Raw genomic sequence first — 18,671 nt, 5'->3', positions numbered from 1 at the left:
TGGAGGTGGCGAGGATGAACGGTCAGGGTTCGCTCGGTCAGGGTTCGCTCGACGGCGCGGTCGTCGCCGTGGCGGGCGCCGCGGGCCCGGCGGGGCGCGCGGCCCTGCTGCGGCTCGCGGAGGCGGGTGCCACGGTCGCGGCGGCGGACGCCGACGCCGCCCGGCTCGCCGAGGCGGTGGACGCGGCCCGCTACGCGCACGGCGGCGCCACCGTCACCGGCGACACCGTGGACCTGCTCGACCTCGCGTCCACCAAGGAGTGGGTCGGCAGGATCGAGAAGGACTTCGGCCGGGTGGACGGGCTCGTGCACCTCGTGGGCGGCTGGCGCGGCAGCGCCAACTTCGCCGAGACCGACCTCGCCGACTGGGAACTCCTCGAAGACCTCCTGATCCGTACGGTGCAGCACACCTCGCTCGCCTTCCAGGAGCCGCTCCAGCGCAGCGACCGGGGCCGCTACCTGCTCATCAGCGCGGCCGGTGCCAGCAAGCCCACCGCGGGCAACGCGGCCTACTCCGCGGCCAAGGCGGCGGCCGAGGCCTGGACGCTCGCGCTCGGCGACGCCTTCCGCAGGGCGGGGGGCGACGACGGCCCGCGCGCGGCGGCTGCCATCCTGGTGGTCAAGGCGCTGGTGCACGACGCGATGCGCGCGGAACGCCCCAACGCGAAGTTCGCGGGCTTCACCGACGTGAAGGACCTGGCCGAGGCCATCGCCGGAGTCTGGGAGAAGCCCGCCCGGGAAGTGAACGGAAACCGTCTGTGGCTGACCGAGAAGCCGTGAACCCCGCGACGAGCTCCCGCACCGCGGCCCGCCGCCACCACGACCCCGAGGTCCGCGGCTTCGCCAGCGACAACTACGCGGGCGCGCACCCGGAGGTCCTCGCCGCACTCGCCGTGGCCAACGGCGGCCACCAGGTCGCCTACGGCGAGGACGACTACACGGACCACCTCCAGCAGGTGATCCGCGGGCACTTCGGGGCGAGCGCCGAGGCCTTCCCGGTGTTCAACGGCACCGGCGCCAACGTCGTCGCGCTCCAGGCGCTCACCGACCGCTGGGGCGCGGTGGTCTGCGCCGAGAGCGCGCACATCAACGTGGACGAGGGCGGCGCCCCGGAACGCGTCGGCGGCATCAAGCTGCTGACCGTGCCCACCCCGGACGGCAAGCTCACCCCCGAGCTGATCGACCGGCAGGCCTGGGGCTGGGAGGACGAGCACCGGGCCATGCCGCAGGTCGTCTCCCTCGCGCAGAACACCGAACTCGGCACCGTCTACACGGTCGAGGAGATACGGGCCATCTGCGAGCACGCCCACCGCCACGGGATGAAGGTGCACCTGGACGGCGCCCGCATCGCCAACGCGGCCGCCTCGCTCGACGTACCGATGCGGACCTTCACCAACGCGGCGGGCGTCGACATCCTCTCCCTCGGCGGGACGAAGAACGGCGCGCTCTTCGGGGAGGCCGTCGTCGTCATCAACCCCGACGCGGTGCGGCAGATGAAGCATCTGCGCAAGCTCTCCATGCAGCTGGCCTCCAAGATGCGCTTCGTCTCGGTGCAGTTGGAGGCGCTGCTCGCCAAGGACCTGTGGCTGCGCAACGCCCGCCACGCCAACGAGATGGCGGCCCGCCTCGCCGAGGGCGTGCGCGGTGTCGGCGGGGTCGAGATCCTGCACGAGGTCCAGGCCAACGCGGTCTTCGCGCGGCTGCCGCAGGAGGTCAGCCGCCGGCTGCAGAAGCGCTACCGCTTCTACTTCTGGGACGAGAACGCCGGCGACGTCCGCTGGATGTGCTCCTTCGACACCACCCCGGACGACGTCGACGGCTTCGTCGCCGCCGTGAAGGAGGAGATGGCCGCCGCCTGAGCCGTCCCGCCGGATCACGGTCCACCGGCCCTCGGCGGCCCGTGACCGTACCCTCGCGGACTCAGTCCCCTGTCACACGCGCCCACGGTGCGATGCGGCAGGGGACTCCGCTTGTCCGGGTGCGCTTCCTGTTCGTTTCCTGTCCGTCCGTACGGGGCGGGATTCCGCACTCCCCGCAGCGAAGCCCGGTTCCTGCTCGGTGAGGAGCGGCCGGCCTTCGTCGTTCTGGCCCCGGAGTCCAATGGGCTGGACTGTGGCGTACTGTATGCTGCACCGCATCCCCTGGTGCGCGACGCGCTCAGGGGCGCGGCCGACCGCGAGCAGCTCCGGGCCCGGCTCCCCGCCGCGCCGCAGGACCCGTACCGCTGCGGGACGCACCGCGCGCCGCTGCCCGGCGCACCGCCCGACCACCCCGAGGACGAGAGCACGATGACCCTGGAACTGACCGTCTCCGACGAGGTACGCGCCCTCGCGCCCGGCTTCACCCATGTCGCCGTGGAGGCCACCGGACTGGTCAACGGGCCCAGCACCGAGGCGAGTTCGGCCCTGCTCGACGAGGCCGCCGGGCGGCTGGCCGACCGGCTCGGCGGTCGCGCCCCGCACGAGGACCCCCACCTCGCCGCCTGGCGCGCCGCGTACACCGCCTTCGGCGCCAAGCCCTCGCGGACCCGCAACTCCGCCGAGGCCCTCGCCAAGCGGGCCCTCGCGGAGGGCGGCCTGCCCCGGATCAACGCGCTCGTCGATCTCTACAACGCGATCAGCGTGGCCCACCTCATCCCCGTGGGCGGTGAGGACGCCGACCGGATCCAGGGCGGGATGCGGCTCGTACGGGCCACCGGCGAGGAGGAGTTCGCCACCGTGGCGGCGGGGGAGGCGGCGGTCGAGCACCCCGAACCCGGCGAGGTGGTCTGGCGGGACGGCGCCGGGGTGACCTGCCGCCGCTGGAACTGGCGGCAGGGGGTGCGCACCCGGCTCACCGAGGACTCCGTCTCGGCGCTCTTCCTCCTGGAGGGACTGCCGCCCCTCGACCACTCCGCGCTCGAAGCCGCCGGGGACGAACTCGCCGAACTCCTGGCCAAGTTCAGCCCCGGTGCGCGGATCACTGTGCGTCCGGCGGTCTCGTAGCGGAGGGATCGGGGGTCGCGGGGCGGGCGGTCCGGCGGTCGCGGGGCGGACGGCCGCCGGTTGCGGGTGGTCCGTCGCGCTCGCTCGCGTACGGCTCTGCGGCGGCCGGGTCCGGGCTTGCGCCGTTCGGGCCCTTTCCCGCGCTGAGTCCCCGCGGGTCCCGTGGCGGTCCTCCCGGGCGCCTTCGTGAGCGGATCGTCCCCGCGGAGGTCCCGGCCGTTGCCTGCGGAAGCCCCGGCCATTCCCTGCAAAGGTCGGCCGCTCCCCTCAAAGGCACCCGGCTGCTTCCTTCGGAACTCGCAGGCGAAGGCCCCCGACTCGCAGGCGAAGGCCCCGCCCCCGCGCCCCCTCGGCTCGCGCCCCGGACCGACCTCGCTTCTCCTGGGGAGACGGCAGGCGCTCCGTCCCGCGGGGCGCCCGAAGCGGGAGCGCATCCGATGACCCAGCACGAGGCGGCAGCGAATCCCTCCGAGCCGGCGGACTCGCGGGAGGCCGACCGGCTGCGGGAGATGCTGCGGACACCCGCCTACCGCAGGGCCCTGGTGTTCAGCGGACTGATCGGCATCCCGGTCTCGCTCGCGGCCTTCTGGTTCCTGGTCGGCCTGCACCAACTGGAGCATCTGCTGTGGCAGGAGGTGCCCTCGGCGCTCGGATACGCGGACCCCGCCTGGTGGTGGCCGCTGCCGCTGCTGCCACTGGCCGGGATCGTGGTGGGCCTGGTGGCGCGTCACCTGCCGGGGGCGGGCGGCCATCTGCCGGTCGCGGGGCTGCACGCGGGCGGCACCCCGCCGGTCACCCTGCCGGGGGTGCTCCTGGCCGCGGCGGCGAGCCTCCCCTTCGGCGCCGTACTCGGACCGGAGGCCCCGCTGATCGCCCTCGGCGGCGGGCTCGCGCTGCTCCTGAGGGACCTCGCGCGGGGCCCCGCGAGCGCGCAGAGCACCGCCCTGCTCGGTGCCGCCGGTGCCGCGGCCGCCATCGCGGCGATCTTCGGCAGCCCGGTCATCGCCGGGGTGCTCCTGATCGAGGTGGCCGGAATCGGCGGCCCCCAGCTCTTCGCCGTCATCCTCCCGGCGCTCCTGTCGAGCGGGGTGGGCGCGCTGGTCTTCACCGGCTTCGGCCACTGGACCGGCCTGGACACCGGCAGCCTGGGCCTGAAGATCCCCGGCCCGCGGCCGGGACTCGACGCGGGCGACGTGCTCTGGGCGGTGCCGCTCGCGGTGGCCGTCGCCGTCCTCGTACGCCTCGCGCTCCTCGGCGGACGGAAGGCCGCCGCGCTCACCGCGGCCCGCCCGCGCGGCGCGACGGTGCTGTGCGCCGCGGCGGCCGGCGGCTGCGCGGCGCTCTACGCCCTGCTCACCGACCGCTCACCGGAGGAGGTGGCCTCCTCGGGGCAGGCCACGCTCGCCGCGCTGGCCGCGGACCCGCACGCCTGGTCCATCGGCGCCCTGGTCGCGGTGCTGCTGCTGAAGTCCGCCGCCTACGCGCTCTGCCTCGGGAGTCTGCGCGGCGGGCCGGTGTTCCCCGCGCTGTTCCTCGGCGGCGCCGCGGGCCTGCTGGCCTCGCCGCTGCCGGGCCTCGGTGTCGTACCGGGCCTCGCCGCCGGTCTCGCCGCGGCGGCCGCGGGGATCCTGCGGCTGCCGGTCAGCAGTGTGCTCCTGGTGGTCCTGCTGCTCGGCGGCTCCGAGACGATCCCCGTGGTCATCCTCGCGGTGGTGACCTCCTTCGTCACCACCGAGCTGCTGCCCGCGGGGCCCTCGGCGCCCTGACGCCGCGAGGCTCCGGGCTCAGGCGGTGCGCGCCTCGGCCGCCGTCGGTGCGGTGCCGCCCAGGTGCGCGGGCAGCCACCAGGAGTCCTCCGGTCCCTTGGCGCGGCCCGGGTAGGCGCGCTGGGCCAGTTCGAGGACCTCGCCGACGCGCTCGCGCAGCCGCCGGGTGATGGCGCCCGCGTACTCGTCCCGGGGCGCGTCCATCGTCTCGCCGACGCGGATGGTCACCGGGAAGTGGTTGCGCTTGAAGTTGCGCGGCTGGCCTTTGGTCCAGATCCGCTGGGTGCCCCAGACGGCCATCGGGATCAGCGGCACCCCCGCCTCCTGGGCGAGGCGGGCGGCGCCCGACTTGAAGCTCTTCAGCGTGAAGGACTGGGAGATGGTGGCCTCGGGGAAGACGCCGATGATCTCCCCGGAGCGCAGCGAGTCCAGCGCGTGGTCGTAGGCGGCCTCGCCCTGCTTGCGGTCCACCGGGATGTGCTTCATGCCGCGCATCAGCGGACCGGAGATCTTGTTGCGGAACACCGACTCCTTCGCCATGAAGCGCACCAGGCGCTTCTGCGGGCGGGCGGCGAGACCGTTGAAGATGAAGTCCAGATAGCTGATGTGGTTGCTGACGAGCACGGCACCGCCCGAGCGCGGAATGTTCTCCGAACCCTTGAGGTCGATCTTCAGGTCGAGCGCCTTGAACATCGTGAGAGCCAAGCCGATGACCGGGCGGTAGACGAGCTCTGCCATGGAGGGGGAGGACCCTTCTTGTATTCCTCGGGAGAGGGCTCCCTGCGGAAAGTTACGCTGCCGTAGGTTTTCGGCGTTTCGCCGATCGTGCCCCATCAACGAGCGCGTGGCCAGAGCTGGTGCCCCCGTTCCGCGAGATTCTCGTCACGTCGTTGACACATTGCGGCACATTGCCCTCTCAACCCCTCGCCGGCCCCACCCGCCGCAGCAGCAGATAGGCCTCGCAGCCCAGGCAGTAGCCGAAGGCCGCGTTGAGGAAGGCCGCCGCCAGAGCCGCCCCGGTCGCCGTGTAGGCCAGCCACTGCGGGCCGACGAAGTAGCCGAGGAGACCCAGCAGGGCGAAGCCGAGACCCACCGCCTGGGCGAACCGCGGCGGGGCGGGCGCCTCGAACTCGGTGGCCGGACCGAGGCGCGGGCGCACCAGGGTCCGGAACAGCCGGCCGTAGGGCGAGCGCCCCACCCCGCCCGCCGCGCCGAGCGCGAAGCAGAGCGTCTGAAAGGCCAGCAGATACCCGCTGTCCAGAGCGAGTACGGCGAGGAGGACGACGGTGGTCACCGCCGCACCGAATCGGGGTCCGCGCACATCGATGTCCATGCCCGCAAGGATCGCCCACCGAAGTCCGTACGGGCACCCGGGAATCTTTGCGGTCTCGTGAACGCTGCACCCCTTCGATGACAGGACTCTGGGTGGCCATCGGTGTGCTCGCCGCGGCGGGCGTCTTCGGCGTGCTCCACCGGCGCCGCGACGGGAGGGTGAGAGTGCGCGAGAGCGATCGCGAGCGGCGGCTGGACGCCGCCGAACTGGGCGGGCCACTGGGCGAGCGCGCCACCCTGGTCCAGTTCTCCAGCGCCTTCTGCCAGCCCTGCCGGGCGACCCGGCGGGTGCTCGCCGAGGTCACCGCGATGGTGCCGGGGGTGACGCATGTGGAGATCGACGCCGAGGAACGCCTGCCGCTCGTACGGGAACTGGGCATCCTCAAGACGCCGACCGTGCTGGTGCTCGACGCGCGGGGCGGCATCGTCCGCCGGGCCGCGGGCCAGCCGCGCACGGCGGATGTGATCGCCGCCCTCGGAGAGGCGGTCTGAGCGGCCGTGACCCGTCTCCCAGATGCCGGAACCGGCTTGACTGCACAGGCCACCGGTCGACAGCCTGAGGCCATGCGGCCGTCATCTCCTCTGCCTCCGAGCGCGCCCGGGAGCGCCCCCGTGGATCCCGCCACCGAGTCCGGCACCCGCTGTCGGCCCTGCTGAGCATCCGCCGCCCGGTTCCGCGTCCCCGAAGCAGAAGGACAACTCCATGACGGTCTCGCCCGGCCTCGGTACGGCACTGCCCGCCTCTCCCGATCTCCTGCGCTCCGTCTTCCGGCGCCATGCCGCCGGTGTCGCGGTGATCACCGCCGCCCGCGCCGGGATACCCACCGGATTCACCGCGACCTCCCTCACCTCCGTCTCCGCCGAACCCCCGATGGTCTCCTTCGGGATCGGCACCTCCGCCTCCAGCTGGCCCGCCGTCTCCGAGGCCTCCTATGTCGGGGTCCACGTCCTCGGCGCCCATCAGCGCGAGCTCGCCGCCACCTTCGCGCGCAGCGGCGCCGACCGCTTCGCCGCCCCCACCCGCTGGGCCGAGGGCCCCGAGGGCGTCCCGGTGCTCGACGGCGTCCTCGCCTACCTGGTGTGCCGGGTGGTGGCGCGGGTCCCGGCGGGCGACCACCGGCTGGTCCTCGCCGAGGCGGTCGCGGGCCAGACCCTGGGCACCGGCGGGCCCCTCCTCTACCACCAGGGCCGCTTCGGAGAGCTGAGCGCCTGAGCGGCGGGGGTCACGCGGCGCCGGGTCACGCAGAGTAGGGAAGATCACAGTTCCCTTCTCCCCGCGCCGGGTTAGAAGTGGAGCAGGTTGTGAAGGTCACAGCTCACGGCGCTTGCTCCCAGGTAACGAACCGGGTGTACTGGCGAGTAATATTGGGTGCGAGGCCCCGACGCCTCGACCTGAAACCGCCGCTTGAGGCGCCTATGCTGCCCCCGACAGAGCAGCAGTAGAAATGACGATGCAGTAGGAGAGCCGGCGTGAGCTTGAGGATCGTTGTCACTGTGAAGTACGTGCCCGACGCCACCGGCGACCGGCACTTCGCCGAGGACCTGACGGTCGACCGGGACGATGTCGACGGTCTGCTGTCCGAGCTGGACGAGTACGCGGTCGAGCAGGCGCTGCAGATCGCGGACGAGGCCGATGACGCGGAGATCACCGTGCTGACGGTCGGTCCGGAGGATGCGAAGGACGCGCTGCGCAAGGCGCTGTCGATGGGTGCGGACAAGGGCATCCACGTCGAGGACGACGATCTGCACGGCACCGACGCCGTGGGTACCTCGCTGGTGCTGGCCAAGGCGATCGAGAAGGCGGGTTACGACCTGGTCGTCTCCGGTATGGCCTCGACCGACGGTGTGGTGGGTGTCGTACCGGCGCTGCTCGCGGAGCGTCTGGGTGTGCCGCAGGTGACGCTGCTCTCCGAGGTGTCGGTGGCGGACGGTGTGGTGAAGGGCCGCCGGGACGGCGATGCCGCCACCGAGGAGCTGGAGGCTTCGCTTCCGGCCGTGGTCTCGGTCACCGACCAGTCCGGTGAGGCGCGTTACCCCTCGTTCAAGGGGATCATGGCGGCCAAGAAGAAGCCGGTGGAGTCCTGGGACCTGTCCGACCTGGGCCTGGAGGCCGGGGAGGTCGGCCTGGAGGGTGCCTGGACCAAGGTCGACTCCGCCACCGAGCGCCCGGCGCGTACCGCGGGCAAGATCATCACGGACGAGGGCGAGGGCGGCAAGCAGCTCGCGGAGTTCCTCGCGAGCCAGAAGTTCATCTGAGCTTCGCTCACCCCTTCCACCGCCCCAGATCCTTCGCATTCGCAGGAGAAGAAGTCCCATGGCTGAAGTTCTCGTCTATGTCGACCACGTGGACGGTGCCGTCCGCAAGCCCACCCTGGAGCTGCTGACGCTGGCCCGCCGTCTCGGCGAGCCGGTCGCGGTCGCCCTCGGCGCGGGTGCCGAGTCCACCGCCGCCGTCCTCGGTGAGCACGGTGCGGTACGCGTGCTGACCGCGGACGCCCCGGAGTTCGCCGACTACCTCGTCGTGCCGAAGGTGGACGCGCTGCAGGCCGCCTACGACGCAGTCTCCCCGGCCGCCGTCCTGGTGCCGTCCTCGGCGGAGGGCAAGGAGATCGCCGCCCGCCTGGCGGTCCGTATCGGTTCGGGCATCATCACCGACGCCGTGGACCTGGAGGCCGGGGACGAGGGCCCGGTCGCGACCCAGTCCGCGTTCGCCGCCTCGTTCACCACCAAGTCCCGTGTGTCCAGGGGCACTCCGGTCATCACGGTGAAGCCGAACTCGGCCGCGGTCGAGCCGGCCCAGGCCGCGGGCACGGTCGAGGCGCTGTCGGTGTCCTTCGGTGAGAAGTCCACCGGTACCAAGGTCGTCTCGCGTACGCCGCGTCAGTCGACCGGCCGTCCGGACCTGACCGAGGCCGCGATCGTCGTCTCGGGTGGCCGTGGTGTCAACGGCGCCGAGAACTTCCCGGTCATCGAGGCCCTCGCGGACTCCCTCGGTGCCGCGGTGGGCGCCTCGCGCGCGGCGGTGGACGCGGGCTGGTACCCGCACACCAACCAGGTGGGCCAGACCGGTAAGTCGGTCTCGCCGCAGCTGTACATCGCCAACGGCATCTCGGGTGCGATCCAGCACCGTGCCGGTATGCAGACCTCGAAGACCATCGTCGCGGTCAACAAGGACGAGGAGGCGCCGATCTTCGACCTCGTCGACTTCGGTGTGGTCGGCGACCTCTTCAACGTCGTCCCGCAGCTGACCGAGGAGATCAAGACCCGCAAGGGCTGATCGCACCCCGGCCCGCGGCCGGACCGAGCCCCCGTGACCCGAGGTCGCGGGGGCTCGCCCGCTGCAAGGCCTCGTTGACCTGGCCCCCGGCCCTGGTTAGCGTCACGCGCGGCAGTCAACCGGCCCACCGAGGAGGACCGCATGGAGCAGTCGGCGACAAGTCTGGGCGGCTCGGTCACCGAGACCCTCGCGACCCTCCTCGCCCCCGTGGACGCCGAGCTGGCCCGCCGCTACCCGGGCGACCCCGGCACCCGGCAGCCCGTGCACACCGTCTACGTACCGGCCCACGACCTGACCGCGGACACCGTCCGCTCCTGGGGCGCCCGGGCCCTGGACGCCCTGGACGAACACGCCCCGGACGCCGAGTCCTTCGGGCAGGTGCTCGGCCTCGACGGGGAACTCGCCGAGACGGTGTACGCGCGGGTGCGGGCCAAGCTGGAGAGCGAACCCGTGGAGGACCTGCGGGTCGACTTCGAGGACGGCTACCGGGGCCGCTCCGCCGCCGAGGAGGACGCCGACGCCGCCCGCGCCGCCCGGCTGCTCGCCGAGGCGCACGCCGACGGCTCCGCGCCGCCCGGCTTCGGGATCCGGATGAAGTGCATGGAGGCCGCCGTACGCGAGCGGGGCATCCGCACCCTGGACATCTTCCTCACCGCGCTGGTCCGGCAGGGCCCGCCGCCCGCCGGACTCGTGCTCACCCTGCCCAAGGTCACGTACCCGGAACAGGTCTCCGCCCTGGACGTCCTGCTGTCCCGCTTCGAGCGCACCCACCAACTCCCGCACGGCGCCCTCGGGTTCGAGATCCAGGTCGAGACCAGCCAGGCCGTCCTCGGCCCCGACGGCACCGTCACCCTCGCCCGCATGATCGACGCCGCCCGCGGCCGGGCCCGCGGACTGCACTACGGCACCTTCGACTACAGCGCGGCCCTCGGGGTGGCCGCCGCCCACCAGTCGAGCGACCACCCCGCCGCCGACCACGCCAAGTCGGTGATGCAGGTGGCCGCCGCGGGGACCGGCGTACGGCTCTCCGACGGCTCCAGCAATGTGCTGCCGGTCGGCGGCACCCCCAAGGTGCACGAGGCCTGGCGGCTGCACTACGGGCTGGTCCGGCGGGCCCTCGCCCGCGCCTACTGGCAGGGCTGGGACATGCACCCCGCGCAGCTGCCCACCCGGTACGCCGCCGTCTTCGCCTTCCACCGCGAACTGCTCCCGGCCGCCGCGAGCCGCCTCGCCGCGTACGCCAACAGCACCCCGGGACAGGTGCTCGACGAACCCGCCACGGCCCGGGCGCTCAGCGCGCAACTGCTGCGCGGCCTGGACTGCGGCGCCCTGGACATCGGCGAGGTCGCCCGGCAGAGCGGACTGACCCGGGCCGACCTGGAGGCCTTCGCGGCGCCCGGACCCGCGGCCGGGAAGCCCGCCGACTGACCGCGGCCGACGGGACGTTCGGCGCTGTCGGTGGCTGCCCGTAGGCTGTCCCGCACAGCACGAGGCGTCGCAGGAACGGGGCAGTGGTGGACACGGGGGAGCACCAGGAGGCGCACGGCGCGGGCAGACTGCTCGCCGGGCGCTACCGGACCGTAGCGCAGCTCGGCCGGGGCGGGATGGGCGTCGTCTGGCGGGCCGTGGACGAGGTCCTCGGCCGCGAGGTCGCCGTCAAGGAGCTGCGGACCTACACGGACACCGCGGGCGCCGAACTCGCCGATATGCAGCTGCGGATGCAGCGCGAGGCCCGCGCGGCGGCCCGGGTGCGCCATCCCGGGGTGATCGCGGTGCACGATGTGACCCAGATCGAGGGCCGACCGCTCATCGTGATGGAGCTCGTGGACGGGCCCTCCCTCGACGACATACTCCGCGAGCGCGGCGTCCTCGACCCGCGCGAGGCCGCCGCCCTCGGCGCCGATGTCCTCGAAGCCCTCGCCGCGGCGCACGCGGTGGGCGTCCTGCACCGCGATGTGAAGCCGGGCAACATCCTCCGCGACCGCTCGGGCCGCACCGTGCTCACCGACTTCGGCATCGCCACCATGGACGACCCCGGGGACGGCTCCACCTCCCATCTGACCCGCAGCGGCGAGATCGTCGGCTCCCTCGACTTCCTGGCCCCGGAGCGCGCCCAGGGGCAGCAACCGGGTCCCGCCTCCGACCTCTGGGCGGTGGGCGCCACCCTGTACGCGGCCGTGGAAGGCGCCTCCCCCTTCCGCCGTACGTCCACCTGGTCGACGCTCTCCGCGATCGTCGCCGAGCCGCTGCCCGTACCGCGGCGCGCCGGGGCGCTGATGCCGGTACTGGAGCGGCTGCTGCACAAGGACCCGCGGTGGCGGCCGGGGGCCGAGGAGGCGGCGGCGCAGCTGCGCGCGGTCGCGGCCGGGCAGGCGGCACCGCTGCCGCCGGGACCCGGGGCCGAGCGGCCCACCGCCCCGAACTCCCCGCTGCCCCAAGGGGGTTACGGATACCCGCCCGCGGCGCCTCCCGCGGCCGCGTTCGGCCCGCCCGCCGCCGGAGCCGCCTTCGGCGAGGCGCCCGCGGCCCACCGGGCGGGCGCGCCCGGCACCTGGGAGCAGGGGGCGCCCGCGACGCCGTACGGGCCGGGGCACCCCCCGACCGGGCAGCCGCCCTGGCGGGACACGCTTCCGCAGCCGGGGCGCGGTGAGAGGAAGCGCCGTGGTCCGGTCCTCCTGGTCGCCGTGGCGGTGACCGTGGTGCTGGCCGTCGCCGGGACCGGTATCGCCCTGATGAACAGCTCGGACGGGACCGCCGACGAGGCCGGGAGCAGTGGCGGGACGTCATCCGGGAGCGCTCGCGAGCCCTCGGCCGAGGGGAGCCCCGGCGCCCTCGGCGACGAGAAGAAGCCCTCGGCCCGGCCCCGCCCGGAGAAGGGCGGCGACCGGCCCGCCGCCTCCGCGAAGCCGGACTCCCCGGCCGGTACGGGCAAGGCGCCCCGGCCGAAGCCGAAGCCCACCGGCCGGCCGGGCGGGGACGCGGCACCGGTCTGCCACGACATCGGCGGCGGGAAGTTCACCTGCCAGGTGTGGCGCACCGCGACCTCGTACACCGCGGCCGGGGCCGAGGCGGGGATCCTGCGCGCGGGCACCAACTACTTCTTCTGCCAGCAGAACCTCGGCCGCCGGGAGAACGCGGGCAAGTACACCAACATCTGGTCCGCCAAGACCGACGACGACAGCGGCAACACCCAGGTCTTCGTGAACGTGGTCAACATCAAGGGCGGCGCCGACGACGCCCCGGTGCCCGGACTGCCGTACTGCTGACGGGCACCCCGGGGCGGCGGCGCCTCAGCCCGCGGGCGGCAGTTCGCCGGAGCCGCGGGCGATCAGGCGCACCGGCAGCTCGATGCGCTCCGCCTCCAGGGGGGTGCCGCCGAGGCGGCGGAAGAGCCGCTCGGCCGCCGTGCGCCCTATCTGGGCGGAGTCCTGGGCGACTACCGTGACGGCGGGGCTGAGCAGATCGGCCAGTTCGAAGTCGTCGAAGCCGACCAGCGCCGCGTGGTGCCCGGGTCCGGCGAGCACCCGCACGGCGGTCACCGTCACCCGGTTGTTGCCCGCGAAGAGGGCGGTCACCGGCTCGCTGCCGGTGAGCATCGACTCGGCGGCCTTGCGGACCCGCTCCGGGTGGGTGTCCCCGGAGGAGACCCAGCTCTCGTGCACGGGGAGCCCGGCGTCCTCCATCGCCGCCTGGTAGCCGCGCAGGCGCTCGGCGGCGGTGTGGATGCCGACCTGGTCGCCGATGAAGCCGATCCGGCGGTGGCCGTGGGCGATGAGGTGGGCGGTGCCGGTGTAGGAGCCGCCGTAGTTGTCGGAGAGCACCACATCGGCGTCGATGCCGCCCGCGGGGCGGTCGACGAAGACGGTGGCGACCCCGGCCCGCAGCTCGGGTTCCAGATAGCGGTGGTCGTCCCCGGCCGGGATGATCACCAGCCCGTCCACCCGCCGCGCGCACAGGGCGAGCGCCAACTCCTGCTCGCGGTCCGGGTCTTCGGCGCTGGAACCGTTGATGAGCAGGGCGCCGTGGGCGCGGGCGACCTCCTCCACCGCGCGGCTGAGCGGGCCGTAGAAGGGGTCCGCGAGATCCTCCAGGACCAGACCGATGCTGGAGGTGCGGCCCTTGCGCAGCACCCGGGCGCTGTCGTTGCGCCGGAAGCCGAGGGCCTCGATCGCCTCCTGGACCCGCCGCTCGGTGTCGGCGGTGACTCCCGACTCGCCGTTGACCACCCGCGAGACCGTCTTGAGCCCGACCCCCGCCCGGGCGGCCACATCCTTCATCGTGGGCCGGTTTCCGTAGCGGTTCTCTGCCCGTCGATTGGTCTCGACCACGGTGTACTGTCCTGTCGTCGGTATCGGTGTGAGGATGTGGGTTTGAGCATAGAGCCTGGACAACGTTGTCAAGAGTGGGGGAGACTGTCTGTTGCAGACTCAAGGCCTGCTCTTTTCCTCAGGGAGAACTCACACTGATGCACACCGACCTCGTCGCCGCGCTCGACATCGGCGGGACCAAGATCGCCGGAGCCCTGGTCGACAGCAGTGGGCGCATCGTGCTGCGCGGGCAGCGGCCCACCCCGGCCCAGGAGAGCGGCGAGTCGGTGATGCGTGCCGTCGAGGCGGTGCTCGCCGAGCTGACCTCCTCGGTGCTGTGGCCCGCCGTACGGGCGATCGGCATCGGCAGCGCGGGTCCGGTGGACGCCTCCGCGGGGACGGTGAGCCCGGTCAACATCCCCGGCTGGCGCGGCTTTCCGCTGGTGGACGGCGTACGGCAGCTGACCGGCGCGCTGCCCGTGGAACTGGTCGGCGACGGGGTGGCCATCGCCGCCGCGGAGCACTGGCAGGGCGCCGCCAAGGGGCATGACAACGCCCTGTGCATGGTGGTCTCCACCGGAGTCGGCGGCGGGCTGGTCCTCGGCGGGGCGCTGCACTCGGGCCCGACCGGCAACGCGGGGCACATCGGCCACATCAGCGTGGACCTCGACGGCGACGCCTGCCCCTGCGGGGCGCGCGGCTGTGTGGAGCGGATCGCGAGCGGGCCGAACATCGCGCGGCGCGCCCTCGCCGAGGGCTGGCGGCCCGCCGGGGACGCCGAGCCCACCGCCGCCGCGGTGGCCGCCGCGGCCGAGGCCGGAGACCCGGTCGCGGCCGCCTCCTTCATGCGGGCGGCGCGGGCGCTCGCCGCCGGGATCGCCGCGACGGCGACCCTGGTGGAGATCGACATCGCCGTGATCGGCGGGGGAGTGGCGAAGTCCGGCGAGGTCCTCTTCGGGCCGCTGCGGGCGGCACTTCAGGAGTACGCCACCCTGTCCTTCGTACGCGGCCTGAGCGTCGCCCCCGCCCGGATGGGCACGGACGCCGGACTGGTCGGCGCGGCCGCCGCGGCGCTCGGCGGTGCGCCGCGCGAGGCGAGCGTCATCGGCTGACCGGCGCGGCCGTGGCCGCCGCCAGCGCCTCGTCGAGGGTGGTGTGCGGCGGCAGACTCCGGTCGAGTCCGGTGAGGGCGAGGATCCGCCGTTGCAGAGGGTGCGTGCAGACCAGCAGGACCCGGCCGCCGCGCTCGGCCGCGCGTCTGCTCGTACGGGCGAGCAGGCCGAGGCCCGAACAGTCGCAGAAGGTGGTGCGGCGCAGGTCCACGACGATCGCGGGTGCCTGCTCGCCGCTCAGGGCGTCGAGGAGCGGCGCGGTGTGCTGGAAGGCGAGGATGTCGAGCTCGCCGTGGAGTTCGACCACGGTGAAGCCCTCGCGGTGGTGGACCCTCGGCGTGGCCTCCGGGTCCTGTGCGACGAGGACGAGTTGATCCCCCTGCTGCATGAAACTCCCCCATGCCCGCCGCCTGCCGCGGACGCGGCGGGCGGCATCGAACGGGACCCGTGGCCAGGCGCACGGGTGGCCGGATGTACGGAGCGTTGTGCCGGTCACGGTAGGGGAGCCGGGTGGCATGGGCGGGCGGTGTACGCCTTCCCGGTACAGAGCGCCACACGATGGTGTGAAGGGCCGGGGTCGCCCTTGACGGCCCCGGGCATACTCGGGGCGCTTGCCGGAGGACGACCGGGTTTTCGGGGAGCGGTGTTGCGGGCAAGCCTCAGGAGGCCAACAGCAGAGGGGGAACCGTGATCGTCTGGATCAACGGTGCGTTCGGCGCGGGGAAGCGGTCCGCCGCGCGCGAGCTGATCGAACTGATCCCGAACAGCACGCTCTTCGATCCCGAGGCGGTCCGCGGCGCGCTGGCCCGGCTGCTGCCGCCCGAACGGGCGCGGGCGGGCGAGCCGGCCATCTGGCGGCGGCTGACCGTGGAGGCGCTCGCGGCGCTGCACGCGGAGGTGGGCGGGGTCCTGGTGGTCCCCCTCGGCCTGCTCCGCCAGGAGCACCGCGACGAGATCTTCGGCGCGCTCGCCGCACGGCGCATCGGCGTCCGGCATCTGGCGCTCGCACCTGGGGAAACGATCCTGCGGGCACGGGCGGCGGCGGCCCGCGCCACGGGCGCCGAGGAGGGCCCCCAACAGGCCGACGCCGAGAGGGAGTTGTACCGCTCGGCACTGTCCGGCTGGCTCGCCGCGGACGCCTGCCTCATCGACAACAGCGCCCTCACCCCCTACGAGACCGCCGTCCGGATCGCCGAGGCGGTCGCCGGGGGCGCGGCGCCCGTCACCGACATCGTGCAGACGCCCGAGCCGCGCAGCCAGACGCTCGCCTCGGGCGTGCTGCTCTTCGACGCGCGGGACCGGGTGCTCCTGGTGGACCCGACGTACAAGGCGGGCTGGGAGTTCCCGGGCGGGGTCGTCGAGACCGGGGAGTCGCCCGCGCTGGCCGCCGTGCGCGAGGTGGCCGAGGAGACCGGGCTCGCCCTGGAGGGCAGGCCGCGGCTCCTGGTGGTCGACTGGGAGCGGCCCGCCCCGCCCGGCCACGGCGGCATCCGGCTCCTCTTCGACGGCGGCCGGGTCGCCGAGGGGCGCCAAGTGACCCTGCCCGGCGGGGAGTTGCGCGACTGGCGCTTTGTGACCGAGGAGGAGGCCGAGGCCTTGCTGCCGCCGGTGCGCTTCATCCGGCTGCGCTGGGCGCTGCGGGCCCGGGCCGAGGGCGCGGTGCGCTACCTGGAGGACGGCGTCCCGCTGGACTGACGCCGCGGTACGGAGCCGGGTGCCGGGTCCGCCTCGGCCCGGCGCCCGGGGCGGGCGGGCAGCAGCAGGGCGGGGGCGAGCCCGAGCAGCGCGACCGCGCCGAGCAGGAGGAGCGTCGCCCCGGCCCCGGCGGCTGAGGCGCCCCCGTCCGCCCCGGGGAGGGCGCGGCCCGCGGGGGAGGCGAGGAGCAGGGTGCCGGTGGCCAGGGCGATGCCGAGCAGGGGGCCGATGTTCATCGCGGTCTGCTTGAGACCGCCGACCACCCCGGCGTGGGCCGGGGGCGCGTCGCCCACCACGGTGCCGGTGGCGGTGACCAGCACGGTGGCGAAACCGGCGCCGAGGGCGGCGTAGGCCGGGCCGCTCCCGGCCCAGCCCTGGTCCGCGGCGGTCCGCGACAGGGCCGCGGCACCGAGCGCCAGGAGGAGCACCCCGCCCGCCGCGGTGGCGCGCGCCCCGTACCGGCGTACCAGCCCGGCCGCCACCGGGGCCTGGAGGACCATCAGGGCGGTCAGCGGGAGGACGCGCAGCGCGGCGCCCAGCGGGTCGAGTCCGAGGACGTCCTGGAGGACGAAGGTGCAGGTGAACAGCGTCCCGAACAGGGCGGCCGAGGCGAGCAGCAGCAGGGCGGTCGAGGCCGCCACCGCGCGGGAGCGCAGGACGGCGGAGGGGAGGAAGGGCTCGGCGGCACGGCGCTGGTGCCCGGCGAAGAGCGCGCCGAGCAGCGCGGTGGCGGCCGAACCCGCCAGCGTGGGCGCGGAGTTCCAGCCGTGCGCGGGGACGCCGACCAGGGTGTGGGTGAGCCCCGCCAGTGCGGCGCCCAGCAGCAGGGCGCCCCCGAGGCCGAGTGGGGGCCGCTTGTCCCCCGGCGGTTCGGGCAGCCGCAGCGCGAGGGTGAGCGCCGCGACGGCGAGGGTCACCGGGACATTGACCAGGAAGACCGCCCGCCAGCCGAGCCGGGCGGCCAGCACACCGCCGAGCAGCGGCCCGGCGGCGGCCGCGAGCCCGATGGCGCTGGTCCGCACGGCCACCGCACCGCCCAGCCTCTCCGGCGGGTGGCTGAGCCGCAGCACCGCCAGGGTGGCCGGCTGGAGCAGCGCGCCGAAGACGCCCTGCAGGCAGCGCAGCCCCACCACCCAGCCGATGCCCGGCGCCAGCGCGATCCCGGCCGAGGCGGCGCCGAAGCCGAGCAGTCCGAGCAGCAGCAGCCGGGGGTGCCCGTAGCGGTCGCCGAGGCGTCCGGCGGTCACCAGGAGGGCGGCCACGGCGAGCAGATAGCCGGTGCTGCTCCACTGGACCTGGTCCAGGCTCGCCCCGAGGTCCTCGGCGAGACGCGGCTGCGCCACCATCAGGACCGTGCCGTCCAGGGCGACGAACATCGCTCCGGCGCAGCTGACCGACAGGGCGAGCCGCTGCTGCCCGGCGGTGGTCACCGGTCCGCCGGGGGCGCGTACGCGTCCAGGACGGCGGCGAGCAGTTCGTCGAGCCGGTCCGGTGCCCCGGCCTCCTCGCCCCGGCTGCCGTCCAGGGCCAGTGGCAGGCTGCCCGCGGACCACAGCCGGGCCAGCCCGTGCAGTCCCGACCAGAGTGCGGCGGCGGCCAACTCCGGTGCGAGTCCGGGGCGTTGGGATGCGGGCAGCAACTCGCGGTGTGCGGCGAGGAGTTGTACGACACCGGCGAAGAGCGGAAGCGTCGACTCGCGGAGCCGGGGCGGGGCCGGTGCGTCCTGCCCGGTGCCGTGCTGGGCGCTGTCCAGCAGATCATGACGGAACATCAGCTCGAACATGCCCGGCTGCTCCTGCGCGAAGTGCACGTACTCCCTGCTGAGGGCGAGGAGTCGGGCGCGCGGCGGGTCGGTGGGCCGGGTGGCCGCGGTGAAGCGGGCGGTCAGGTCCGCGAAGCCGCGGCGGGCGACGGCGGAGAGCAGCGCGTGGTGCGTCGGGAAGTGGCGGCGCGGGGCGCCGTGCGAGACCCCCGCCTCCCGCGCGATCTCGCGCAGCCCCACGGAGGCGCTGCCCTCCCTGGCCACGAGGGCGGCCCCGGCGTCGATGAGGCGTTCTCGTAATGGGGCGTCCGGGGACGGGAGTTGGGGCTGGGGCGCGGCTGGGATGTCGGGCATGGACACTGTCTACCAGGGGGAGGTAGACAGTGTCTACGGAGTCCTCTCACCGTGGAACGCGGGGGCGGGTACCGGTGCGTACA

18 protein-coding genes are annotated in these 18,671 nt (G+C 74.1%); 12 read left to right on the top strand and 6 right to left on the bottom strand.

Annotated elements, in window-relative coordinates; translation table 11 throughout:
• Positions 1 to 14: 14 nt before the first annotated feature.
• The 4 genes from MID12_RS01040 to MID12_RS01025 all read left to right on the top strand — a co-directional run bounded on the left by MID12_RS01040 (position 15) and on the right by MID12_RS01025 (position 4,749).
• Positions 15 to 779, top strand: a complete 765-nt coding sequence (locus MID12_RS01040) for an SDR family NAD(P)-dependent oxidoreductase (RefSeq protein ID WP_263172783.1) — start codon at positions 15 to 17, stop codon at positions 777 to 779.
• Positions 776 to 1,858 (top strand): threonine aldolase family protein, encoded by a 1,083-nt coding sequence (locus tag MID12_RS01035; protein WP_040246133.1) that lies wholly within the window; start codon positions 776 to 778, stop codon positions 1,856 to 1,858. The genes MID12_RS01040 and MID12_RS01035 overlap by 4 nt, the downstream gene beginning before the upstream one ends.
• A gap of 429 nt (positions 1,859 to 2,287) precedes the next feature.
• Entirely contained in the window at positions 2,288 to 2,983 is a 696-nt protein-coding gene (locus tag MID12_RS01030) for a B3/4 domain-containing protein (RefSeq protein WP_040255983.1), read from the top strand.
• A gap of 437 nt (positions 2,984 to 3,420) precedes the next feature.
• Positions 3,421 to 4,749: a chloride channel protein gene (locus MID12_RS01025; protein WP_040246132.1), complete on the top strand. Its 1,329-nt coding sequence runs from the start codon at positions 3,421 to 3,423 to the stop codon at positions 4,747 to 4,749.
• Positions 4,750 to 4,767: 18 nt separating this feature from the next.
• Here MID12_RS01025 and MID12_RS01020 read toward each other — a convergent pair whose 3' ends face one another.
• Positions 4,768 to 5,487, bottom strand: a complete 720-nt coding sequence (locus tag MID12_RS01020; RefSeq protein WP_040246131.1) for a lysophospholipid acyltransferase family protein — start codon at positions 5,485 to 5,487, stop codon at positions 4,768 to 4,770.
• 178 nt (positions 5,488 to 5,665) lie between these two features.
• Positions 5,666 to 6,082 (bottom strand): DUF4395 domain-containing protein, encoded by a 417-nt coding sequence (locus tag MID12_RS01015; protein ID WP_263164227.1) that lies wholly within the window; start codon positions 6,080 to 6,082, stop codon positions 5,666 to 5,668.
• 77 nt (positions 6,083 to 6,159) lie between these two features.
• On the opposite strand from MID12_RS01015, the gene MID12_RS01010 reads away from it, so the two are divergent.
• From MID12_RS01010 to MID12_RS00985, 6 genes are all read left to right on the top strand, one after another.
• Positions 6,160 to 6,573 (top strand): TlpA family protein disulfide reductase, encoded by a 414-nt coding sequence (locus MID12_RS01010; RefSeq protein ID WP_263164225.1) that lies wholly within the window; start codon positions 6,160 to 6,162, stop codon positions 6,571 to 6,573.
• 211 nt (positions 6,574 to 6,784) lie between these two features.
• Positions 6,785 to 7,294: a flavin reductase family protein gene (locus tag MID12_RS01005; protein WP_040246129.1), complete on the top strand. Its 510-nt coding sequence runs from the start codon at positions 6,785 to 6,787 to the stop codon at positions 7,292 to 7,294.
• Between the two features lie 257 nt (positions 7,295 to 7,551).
• Positions 7,552 to 8,337 (top strand): electron transfer flavoprotein subunit beta/FixA family protein, encoded by a 786-nt coding sequence (locus tag MID12_RS01000; RefSeq protein ID WP_263164223.1) that lies wholly within the window; start codon positions 7,552 to 7,554, stop codon positions 8,335 to 8,337.
• A 58-nt stretch (positions 8,338 to 8,395) separates the two neighbouring features.
• The gene (locus MID12_RS00995; protein WP_040246127.1) at positions 8,396 to 9,358 is read left to right on the top strand and encodes an electron transfer flavoprotein subunit alpha/FixB family protein; all 963 of its coding nucleotides are present in this window, start codon (positions 8,396 to 8,398) and stop codon (positions 9,356 to 9,358) included.
• Positions 9,359 to 9,499: 141 nt separating this feature from the next.
• Positions 9,500 to 10,786 carry a DUF6986 family protein gene (locus MID12_RS00990; RefSeq protein WP_040246126.1) on the top strand — a complete coding sequence of 429 codons (1,287 nt, stop codon included), beginning with the start codon at positions 9,500 to 9,502 and terminating at the stop codon, positions 10,784 to 10,786.
• Positions 10,787 to 10,872: 86 nt separating this feature from the next.
• Positions 10,873 to 12,624, top strand: coding sequence for a serine/threonine-protein kinase (locus MID12_RS00985; protein ID WP_263172781.1), 1,752 nt, complete (start codon positions 10,873 to 10,875; stop codon positions 12,622 to 12,624).
• A 24-nt stretch (positions 12,625 to 12,648) separates the two neighbouring features.
• Here the strand turns inward: MID12_RS00985 and MID12_RS00980 are convergent, their stop codons facing one another.
• Positions 12,649 to 13,635 carry a LacI family DNA-binding transcriptional regulator gene (locus MID12_RS00980; protein WP_210430593.1) on the bottom strand — a complete coding sequence of 329 codons (987 nt, stop codon included), beginning with the start codon at positions 13,633 to 13,635 and terminating at the stop codon, positions 12,649 to 12,651.
• A 188-nt stretch (positions 13,636 to 13,823) separates the two neighbouring features.
• Between MID12_RS00980 and MID12_RS00975 the strand changes: the two genes are divergently transcribed.
• The gene (locus tag MID12_RS00975; RefSeq protein WP_040246123.1) at positions 13,824 to 14,777 is read left to right on the top strand and encodes an ROK family protein; all 954 of its coding nucleotides are present in this window, start codon (positions 13,824 to 13,826) and stop codon (positions 14,775 to 14,777) included.
• Here MID12_RS00975 and MID12_RS00970 read toward each other — a convergent pair.
• Complete coding sequence (locus MID12_RS00970) at positions 14,767 to 15,165, bottom strand: anti-sigma factor antagonist (RefSeq protein WP_263164218.1); 399 nt, start codon at positions 15,163 to 15,165, stop codon at positions 14,767 to 14,769. The genes MID12_RS00975 and MID12_RS00970 overlap by 11 nt on opposite strands.
• 299 nt (positions 15,166 to 15,464) lie before the next feature.
• Here MID12_RS00970 and MID12_RS32215 point away from each other — a divergent pair, with 299 nt between their 5' ends.
• Positions 15,465 to 16,472, top strand: coding sequence for an NUDIX hydrolase (locus MID12_RS32215; RefSeq protein WP_317633353.1), 1,008 nt, complete (start codon positions 15,465 to 15,467; stop codon positions 16,470 to 16,472).
• On the opposite strand, the gene MID12_RS00960 is transcribed toward MID12_RS32215, so the two are convergent.
• On the bottom strand, positions 16,442 to 17,902 hold the full coding sequence (locus MID12_RS00960; protein WP_263164216.1) for an MFS transporter: 1,461 nt from the start codon (positions 17,900 to 17,902) through the stop codon (positions 16,442 to 16,444). The genes MID12_RS32215 and MID12_RS00960 overlap by 31 nt on opposite strands.
• Positions 17,899 to 18,588, bottom strand: coding sequence for a TetR/AcrR family transcriptional regulator (locus MID12_RS00955; protein ID WP_263164214.1), 690 nt, complete (start codon positions 18,586 to 18,588; stop codon positions 17,899 to 17,901). The genes MID12_RS00960 and MID12_RS00955 overlap by 4 nt, the downstream gene beginning before the upstream one ends.
• Between the last annotated feature and the right edge of the window lie 83 nt (positions 18,589 to 18,671).

This window comes from Streptomyces sp. SCSIO ZS0520 (assembly GCF_025643355.1).
Lineage (GTDB): Bacteria > Actinomycetota > Actinomycetes > Streptomycetales > Streptomycetaceae > Streptomyces > Streptomyces physcomitrii.
Note: the sequence above shows the minus strand (reverse complement) of the source record. Positions and strands in the feature narration are given on the sequence as shown.

Excerpts from the sequence above, each read along its gene's own strand:
- MID12_RS01030 (WP_040255983.1), top strand. The coding sequence starts at position 2,288 with ATGACCCTGGAACTGACCGTCTCCGACGAGGTACGCGCCCTCGCGCCC.
- MID12_RS01025 (WP_040246132.1), top strand. The coding sequence starts at position 3,421 with ATGACCCAGCACGAGGCGGCAGCGAATCCCTCCGAGCCGGCGGACTCG.
- MID12_RS01010 (WP_263164225.1), top strand. The coding sequence starts at position 6,160 with ATGACAGGACTCTGGGTGGCCATCGGTGTGCTCGCCGCGGCGGGCGTC.
- MID12_RS01040 (WP_263172783.1), top strand. The coding sequence starts at position 15 with ATGAACGGTCAGGGTTCGCTCGGTCAGGGTTCGCTCGACGGCGCGGTC.
- MID12_RS00970 (WP_263164218.1), bottom strand. The coding sequence starts at position 15,165 with ATGCAGCAGGGGGATCAACTCGTCCTCGTCGCACAGGACCCGGAGGCC.
- MID12_RS00990 (WP_040246126.1), top strand. The coding sequence starts at position 9,500 with ATGGAGCAGTCGGCGACAAGTCTGGGCGGCTCGGTCACCGAGACCCTC.
- MID12_RS01020 (WP_040246131.1), bottom strand. The coding sequence starts at position 5,487 with ATGGCAGAGCTCGTCTACCGCCCGGTCATCGGCTTGGCTCTCACGATG.
- MID12_RS01015 (WP_263164227.1), bottom strand. The coding sequence starts at position 6,082 with ATGGACATCGATGTGCGCGGACCCCGATTCGGTGCGGCGGTGACCACC.
- MID12_RS00975 (WP_040246123.1), top strand. The coding sequence starts at position 13,824 with ATGCACACCGACCTCGTCGCCGCGCTCGACATCGGCGGGACCAAGATC.
- MID12_RS01005 (WP_040246129.1), top strand. The coding sequence starts at position 6,785 with ATGACGGTCTCGCCCGGCCTCGGTACGGCACTGCCCGCCTCTCCCGAT.
- MID12_RS00995 (WP_040246127.1), top strand. The coding sequence starts at position 8,396 with ATGGCTGAAGTTCTCGTCTATGTCGACCACGTGGACGGTGCCGTCCGC.
- MID12_RS00955 (WP_263164214.1), bottom strand. The coding sequence starts at position 18,588 with ATGCCCGACATCCCAGCCGCGCCCCAGCCCCAACTCCCGTCCCCGGAC.
- MID12_RS00980 (WP_210430593.1), bottom strand. The coding sequence starts at position 13,635 with ATGAAGGATGTGGCCGCCCGGGCGGGGGTCGGGCTCAAGACGGTCTCG.